A 5,982-nucleotide genomic window follows, 5' to 3' on the forward strand; every position below is an offset into this window, starting at 1 on the left:
CAACACCTGTCGGCGGCCGGGCGCGTCCGGGCGACCGTCAAGCGACGGCCTCGCTGCGGCCGTTGCTTTCGGGGCGGTCGATCCATACGAGACGAGCGGTACGGTCCTCCGTCCGCCCGAAGAACCGCATCGCGTTCTCGGGCGCCCTGAGAGTCCACCGCCGGTTCCCTTCCAGCGGCCTGACTTCGGACTTCCCGCCCTCGAACGCGATGCCCCACGCGACCACCACCGCGTCGGCGTCCTCCGTCCCGACCATGTACTCCTCGACGACGGCGAAGAGCCGGGGCGCGCCGTCACGGGCCATTTCGTACACCTCCCGATCGAAATCGAACGGCTCCAGGGCAGCACTGTGCGGCGATACGGTCGTCATCGGTTTTCCCCTGTCGGTGAAGGGCGACGCCTGCCCGCTGTGGCAGGGCAGGACGAAGTAGCGCCACCTTGCGGCGCGGGCCAGTTGGTGTGGCCTGTCCCACACCGTAGCGTTTGTCGCTATGATTCATCTACATAGTGAGAACGGAATATCCGTATGAGTGAGGTTGAAGGATGCCGAAGGTTCTTCCGGCCACTGTGCGACAGCGTCGCCTGGGCAATGAACTGCGCAGGCTTCGTCAGCAAGCTGACCTGACCACCGCTCAGGCGGGAGTGCTCGACGGCTCCTCCCAACCCCGCATCAGCAGCATCGAGTCGGGCCGTTATGCGGTAGGCGCGGACCGTGTGCGCGCCCTGGCCCGTAACTACAGTTGTACGGACGAGGCCTACATCGAAGCGCTCACCGCGATGACCGGGGGCCGAACACGTGGCTGGTGGGACGAGTACCGCGACATGCTTCCTCCCGATGCCCTTGATCTGGCGGAACTGGAGCACCACACAACATCGATGCGAGCGGCATCAGTGATCCATCTGCCCGGACTGCTCCAGACTCGGGCGCACGCCCACGCCGTGATCAGTGATGTCGTGCCGCCATTCGCGCCGCACGAGATCGAACACCGGGTCTCCTACCGCATCAAGCGGCAGGTCGTGCTGTACGGGGATAACCCCACGCCGCTGACAGCGATCCTCCATGAGGCCGCCCTACGGATGGGCTTCGGCGGTCCGGAGGTGGCGCGCGCCCAGCTCAGACACCTCTTGGAAGTGAGCAAGCTGGAACATGTCACCATCCTGGTGATCCCGTTCGGTGGTGGCACTTTCCCCAGTGCTGGGACAGGTATCTACTACATGGCAGGAGCGGTGCCGGCCCTGGACACCATCCAGCTTGATACGGACCATGGCGCCGCTTTTCTCGATACCCAACCGCATCTGGTGAAGTACCGCACCGTCCTGGACCGCATGGCGGGCTGTAGCCTCGGACCAGTGAAGTCCCGCGACTTGATCCGTCGGATCGCGGAAAGCATGTGAGAAGGGGAAAGTGCGTGTCCGCCCTCCACTGGCAGAAGTCCTCGTTCAGCGGCGAGGCGAATGGTTGCGTCTACGTCGCCGCAGCCGATGACGGCACCATCAAGCTCCATGAGAGCGATGACCCGGCGGGCGCGATCGTCACGACAACCCCGGAGAAGCTGCGCGCCTTCATCCTCGGCGTCAAGGCCGGCGAGTTCGACCACTTCGTCGACGCCGACATCGACGCCACGGCGTAGCAGCGGACCGCCGGTGCCGGGCACGCCGATGCCCCGTTGACGCCTGCCCGAGGCGATGTTGTTCTTGCGGATTCAGGGAACCCCCTAGGCAGGCGAGGTCACCATGGCACTGCGTTTCATCGGGATTGACCCGAACACCAACAGTGGCAACTGTCCGGCCGTGTGGGTCGATGACTCCACCAGAGAGCTTGTCTTTCAAGGCTGGAAGCCGGATGGCGCGATGGAGTCCGCCTGCGCACAGGACAGCCCCCTTCTTGCTTCGGAAGGAATCGTCCGCCTCCCCTACCGCATGGTCGAACTCATCAGAAAGGCGTGTGATGCAGCCGAAGGTGCTTAGCTTCGTGGAGCTTCTCAACTCGGCCAAGCGCTCCGCCGTCCACTTGGAGATGCGGGATACATACGCGGTTGCTGAGGAGCGGTCCGATGTGGCGCGGTGGAATGCCGGCAGGTGGACGCATGAGGATGGGAAGCGGTCTCTCGCCGGATGGCTTTCCATGGTTGAGGAGACCGTGGGCCGGGGCGTGACCCTCCGTCGGGCCCGCATTGTCTCTGAACCGGTAACGGATTACATCAGATTTGAGCACTTCACCACACCATTGAACATCGAGGCAGGCGAGGAAGTCCGATGGCTGCCGCGCCGCCAGGCGATCGGCATCGCGCTGCCCGCTGTGGACTTCTGGCTCATCGATGAGAGTGTCGTACGCTTCAATCATTTCTCGGGCAGCGGCGACGCGGTTGAGCCTGAGATCACTGAGGATCCATCCGTGGCGGCCCTGTGCGCTTCGGCTTTCGAGGCGGTATGGGAGAGGGCTCTTCCGCACGAGAATTATGTGATCTGATCGATGTCGAAAGCCACAGGACGGTCGGTTCATGCCCTCCTCGCCCTCCTCGTCCCCCTCGCCCTCCTCCAGCGTTCAAGAAGCGCGTAAGTCGATCGCCAGCCAGCTCCGTGTTGTTCGTCAAGATGCCGGGCTCACAGGGCGTGACCTCGCCCTTCGGTGTGGCTGGCACCCTGCGAAGGTGTCGCGCATTGAGAACGCCAGGACGAAACCGTCCGACGATGACATTCGAGTGTGGTGCCGTGCCTGTGGGGATGAGAACCACGTTTCCGACCTGGTGGTCGCCTCGCGTGACGCCGACTTCATGTACCGAGAGTGGCAGCATCTTCAGCGTTCCGGCCTGACACGCAATCAAACATCAGCCGTACCTCTGTACCAACGAACGCGCCGTATGCGGGTCTACTGCCCCAACGTCATTCCCGGTTTGTTGCAGACGCAGGAGTACGCCGAGGGGCTGCTCAATACCATCGCCGAGTTCCAAGGAACGGTCAACGACGCTTCAGAAGCCGCTGCCGCGCGCGTCGAACGGTCGCGGGTCATCTACGACAGGACAAAGCGCTTCGCGCTTCTCGTGGAGGAAGACGTCCTGTACTTTCCTTTCGGGGACGCCGAAACGATGGTCGGCCAACTTGACCGCGTCCTGTCCGTGATGACTCTGCCTACGGTCTCCATAGGCATCATTCCCCGGCGGACACCCCGAAAGGTGTGGGCTCTTGAAGGGTTTCTCGCCTTCGACGGCGTTCAGGTACAGGTGGAGACCCTATCGGCGAATATTACGGTCACCCGTCCGAGCGAGGTGGCTCTCTACCTAAGAGCATTCGAACGGCTCTCGGAAATGGCTGTCCACGGTGACGGGGCGCGCGACTTGATCAGGGAAGCCATGGTCGGCCTTGGGTGAGGATCTGCAATCTCGTGCAATCTCCTGGACCTTCAAGCAGCCATGTCCCTAGCGTTGTCCTACCCGTTCGGGTTATGGGGAAGTGACGTCAACGCTCCTGGGAGATGGATATGTCTGTCACACCGTGCTTACCTCTCTTGTCGTCCCCGAGACGCACGCCGCTGCCACCCCAGGCCCCATGGGCGATGCGGCTGGTCACTGACCGGCTGCCGGTGGGCCCGCCGGTGTACGCCACGGTGACGCTTGACCCCTCGACACAGACCGCCGAATACAGCGACGCGGCCGGCCAGGTGGTGGAGATGGGCAAGCACGGCACCAACAAGACCAAGGGCACCGCGTCGGTGTCCGGCGGCGGTGACGGTCAGAGTGCTCAGCCGCAGACTCAGGACGACAACACCACCGATTACGAGTCGGACTGACCGATGGCCTCTCTCATTCTGGTCGTCACGTCCCTGGAGGACCTCACCGCCGACCTGGTCATCGCCGCGCTCAACAAGCGGGGGGTGCCCGTCGTCCGGGTCGACCCTGCCGACATCGGGCGCGACCTGCGCTTCGGCTTCCGCATCGGCTCCGGGGTGCGGGCTTGGGGCGGGATGCTGAGTACGACCAGCCGCGAGGTGGAAGTGCGGGAGGTGACAGCGGTGTACTACCGCCGTCCCACCCCGTACTCCGCCCGGTTCACCGGCCTGCCCGCTCAAGAACGCGACTTTTCCACCGCCGAAGCCAGGCACGGTCTCGGCGGCGTCCTCAACAGCCTGCACGCAGCGACGTACGTCAACCACCCGTCGGCAGTCACCCGAGCAGACTTCAAGCCCGCCCAGCTTCGGACGGCCGTCCATCTCGGGTTCACCATTCCGCCGACTCTGATCACCAACGACTCCGAAACCGCCCGGAGCTTCGCCGCCGAGCACGGACGGGTCATCTACAAGACTTTCCGCGGCCTGCCGAAGGATGAGCACCGGAAGGGGATCGCAGGGACCATCTGGACCCAGCGCGTCATCCCGGATGCCTTCGACGACTCCCTGATGGTGACAGCGCATCTGTTCCAGGCCGAAGTTCCCAAGACCGGAGACGTACGGGTGACCGTGGTCGGTCACCACGTCTTCGCCCAGCAGATCACCACCCCGGACGGCGCTCTCGACTGGCGCCGCGGCGACTGGGAAGACCTGATCCATGTCCCGGTCACCGTGCCGCCCGCCATCGAGGCAGCGCTGTACAGCTATCTCGCCGCCTTCGGCCTGATCTTCGGCTGCTTCGATTTCGCTCTCACCGGCGACGTGAACGACCCGGAACATTGGATCTGGATTGAGTGCAACAGCAACGGTCAGTGGGGCTGGCTACCCGACGCACCCGCCATCACCGAGGCATTCGCCGACATTCTGAGCGGAAAGGAGCCGGCGCCTGATGAAAACGCCAGCCGACCTTGAGACCGGGGCCACGCGCCTGCGTGAGGCCCTGGCGAAAGCCTTGGCGGAGGGCATGGCTGTGACCGAATCCGTCTGGCTGGAAGCGGTGGCCACCGTGCCGCGACACCGGTTCGTGCCCGGTTTCTACCTGCCGGCCGACGAGCGCGACAGGGACGGGCTGACGGTTTGGGAACCGCTCACCGCTCACCTCGACCCCGGCCGGTGGCTGGCCGCCGCGTACTCCGACACCACGTTGATCACACAGTTCGACGGTGAGGAACCCGACTGGAAGAATCCGGGACGGCGACACGGCGGGGTGCCGACGTCGTCTTCCACGCTGCCGTCACTCGTCGTACGGATGTGGGCCGATGCGGACCTGCGGCCGGGACACGAACTTCTGGAGATCGGCACAGGGACCGGCTACTCCACCGCGCTCGCCTGCGAATGCCTTGGCTCCACCGCTGTCACCTCGATCGAAGTGGACCCGCACCGGCTCGACCGAGCCGCAGCCGCGTTGCACGGCGCGGGATACGCGCCCACCCTGGCGGTGGCCGACGGGCTGTACGGCTACTGGCCAGAGGCTCGCTTCGACCGGATCGTGGCAGCCTGCTCCTTTCGTACCGTACCGTCGGCGCTGCTCGCGCAGACCCGGCCCGGTGGGAAGATCTTGCTTACCCTCAGCGGCTGGCTCTACGGATATGCCCGCGTCCTCTTGACCGTTGCCGAGGACGGCAGCGCCGAGGGGAATCTGCTTTCCGGCACGGTCTCGTTCATGTCGGCCCGCACGCACGCCGCTCCCGCTTTCGGCAACCCTGACCACTGGGCAGCCGATCTACCGCAGCAGGGGAGGGCGGCCCGGCACAGTCCGGAACGGTTCAGCGCCGCTACCGAGGAGGCGTTCCACCTACGGTTTCTTGTTCAAAGCGCGGTGCCGGGAACGCAGATGACCACGGTCGGCGAGGTGGTGCGTCTGGTCGACGTCGTCACCGGCTCGGCCGCCACCCTCACACCGTACGAAGGCGCATGGGAGGTGCGGCAGTGCGGCCCGCTCAAACTGTGGGATCGGGTCGAAGCCGTCCTGAGCGCCTACGATGCGGCCGGTCGGCCGCAGCCGGAGACCTTCAGCCTGCACGTGAATGACGGCCGCCAGTATCTGCGGCACCCGTACATGCCCGCCCTGCCGCTGGCTGGTCCTTGAGAGGTCACCG

The 5,982-nt window shown here is 64.8% G+C and carries 9 protein-coding genes; 8 read left to right on the forward strand and 1 reads right to left on the reverse strand.

From position 1 onward, the window contains the following. Positions 1–37: 37 nt before the first annotated feature. On the reverse strand, positions 38–370 hold the full coding sequence (locus QR77_RS25700; RefSeq protein ID WP_040024450.1) for a hypothetical protein: 333 nt from the start codon (positions 368–370) through the stop codon (positions 38–40). Between the two features lie 173 nt (positions 371–543). On the opposite strand from QR77_RS25700, the gene QR77_RS25705 reads away from it, so the two are divergent. From QR77_RS25705 to tgmC, 8 genes are all read left to right on the forward strand, one after another. Then, the gene (locus QR77_RS25705) at positions 544–1,395 is read left to right on the forward strand and encodes a helix-turn-helix transcriptional regulator (protein ID WP_040024452.1); all 852 of its coding nucleotides are present in this window, start codon (positions 544–546) and stop codon (positions 1,393–1,395) included. Positions 1,396–1,409: 14 nt separating this feature from the next. Beyond that, positions 1,410–1,631, forward strand: a complete 222-nt coding sequence (locus tag QR77_RS25710) for a DUF397 domain-containing protein (RefSeq protein ID WP_040024453.1) — start codon at positions 1,410–1,412, stop codon at positions 1,629–1,631. Positions 1,632–1,734: 103 nt separating this feature from the next. Then, positions 1,735–1,968, forward strand: a complete 234-nt coding sequence (locus tag QR77_RS44015; RefSeq protein ID WP_078877122.1) for a hypothetical protein — start codon at positions 1,735–1,737, stop codon at positions 1,966–1,968. Beyond that, positions 1,949–2,470 carry a DUF6879 family protein gene (locus tag QR77_RS25715; RefSeq protein ID WP_040028646.1) on the forward strand — a complete coding sequence of 174 codons (522 nt, stop codon included), beginning with the start codon at positions 1,949–1,951 and terminating at the stop codon, positions 2,468–2,470. Before QR77_RS44015 ends, QR77_RS25715 begins: the two co-directional genes overlap by 20 nt. Before the next feature lie 31 nt (positions 2,471–2,501). Further along, a complete protein-coding gene (locus tag QR77_RS25720; protein WP_040024454.1) occupies positions 2,502–3,368 on the forward strand; it encodes a helix-turn-helix transcriptional regulator in 867 nt (288 codons plus the stop codon). Between the two features lie 185 nt (positions 3,369–3,553). After that, a complete protein-coding gene (locus QR77_RS25725) occupies positions 3,554–3,787 on the forward strand; it encodes a putative ATP-grasp-modified RiPP (RefSeq protein WP_040024455.1) in 234 nt (77 codons plus the stop codon). A gap of 3 nt (positions 3,788–3,790) precedes the next feature. Then, the gene (gene tgmB / locus QR77_RS25730) at positions 3,791–4,795 is read left to right on the forward strand and encodes an ATP-grasp ribosomal peptide maturase (RefSeq protein ID WP_040024456.1); all 1,005 of its coding nucleotides are present in this window, start codon (positions 3,791–3,793) and stop codon (positions 4,793–4,795) included. Next, positions 4,773–5,972 carry an ATP-grasp peptide maturase system methyltransferase gene (gene tgmC / locus QR77_RS25735; RefSeq protein ID WP_040024457.1) on the forward strand — a complete coding sequence of 400 codons (1,200 nt, stop codon included), beginning with the start codon at positions 4,773–4,775 and terminating at the stop codon, positions 5,970–5,972. The genes tgmB and tgmC overlap by 23 nt, the downstream gene beginning before the upstream one ends. Positions 5,973–5,982 lie beyond the last annotated feature (10 nt).

It is taken from the genome of Streptomyces sp. 150FB (assembly GCF_000818195.1).
Lineage (GTDB): Bacteria > Actinomycetota > Actinomycetes > Streptomycetales > Streptomycetaceae > Streptomyces.

What these genes read in the sequence shown, in the direction of transcription:
- QR77_RS25700 (WP_040024450.1), bottom strand. Translation starts at nt 370, where the DNA reads ATGACGACCGTATCGCCGCACAGTGCTGCCCTGGAGCCGTTCGATTTC.
- QR77_RS25705 (WP_040024452.1), top strand. Translation starts at nt 544, where the DNA reads ATGCCGAAGGTTCTTCCGGCCACTGTGCGACAGCGTCGCCTGGGCAAT.
- QR77_RS44015 (WP_078877122.1), top strand. Translation starts at nt 1,735, where the DNA reads ATGGCACTGCGTTTCATCGGGATTGACCCGAACACCAACAGTGGCAAC.
- QR77_RS25715 (WP_040028646.1), top strand. Translation starts at nt 1,949, where the DNA reads ATGCAGCCGAAGGTGCTTAGCTTCGTGGAGCTTCTCAACTCGGCCAAG.
- QR77_RS25720 (WP_040024454.1), top strand. Translation starts at nt 2,502, where the DNA reads ATGCCCTCCTCGCCCTCCTCGTCCCCCTCGCCCTCCTCCAGCGTTCAA.
- QR77_RS25725 (WP_040024455.1), top strand. Translation starts at nt 3,554, where the DNA reads ATGCGGCTGGTCACTGACCGGCTGCCGGTGGGCCCGCCGGTGTACGCC.
- tgmB (WP_040024456.1), top strand. Translation starts at nt 3,791, where the DNA reads ATGGCCTCTCTCATTCTGGTCGTCACGTCCCTGGAGGACCTCACCGCC.
- tgmC (WP_040024457.1), top strand. Translation starts at nt 4,773, where the DNA reads ATGAAAACGCCAGCCGACCTTGAGACCGGGGCCACGCGCCTGCGTGAG.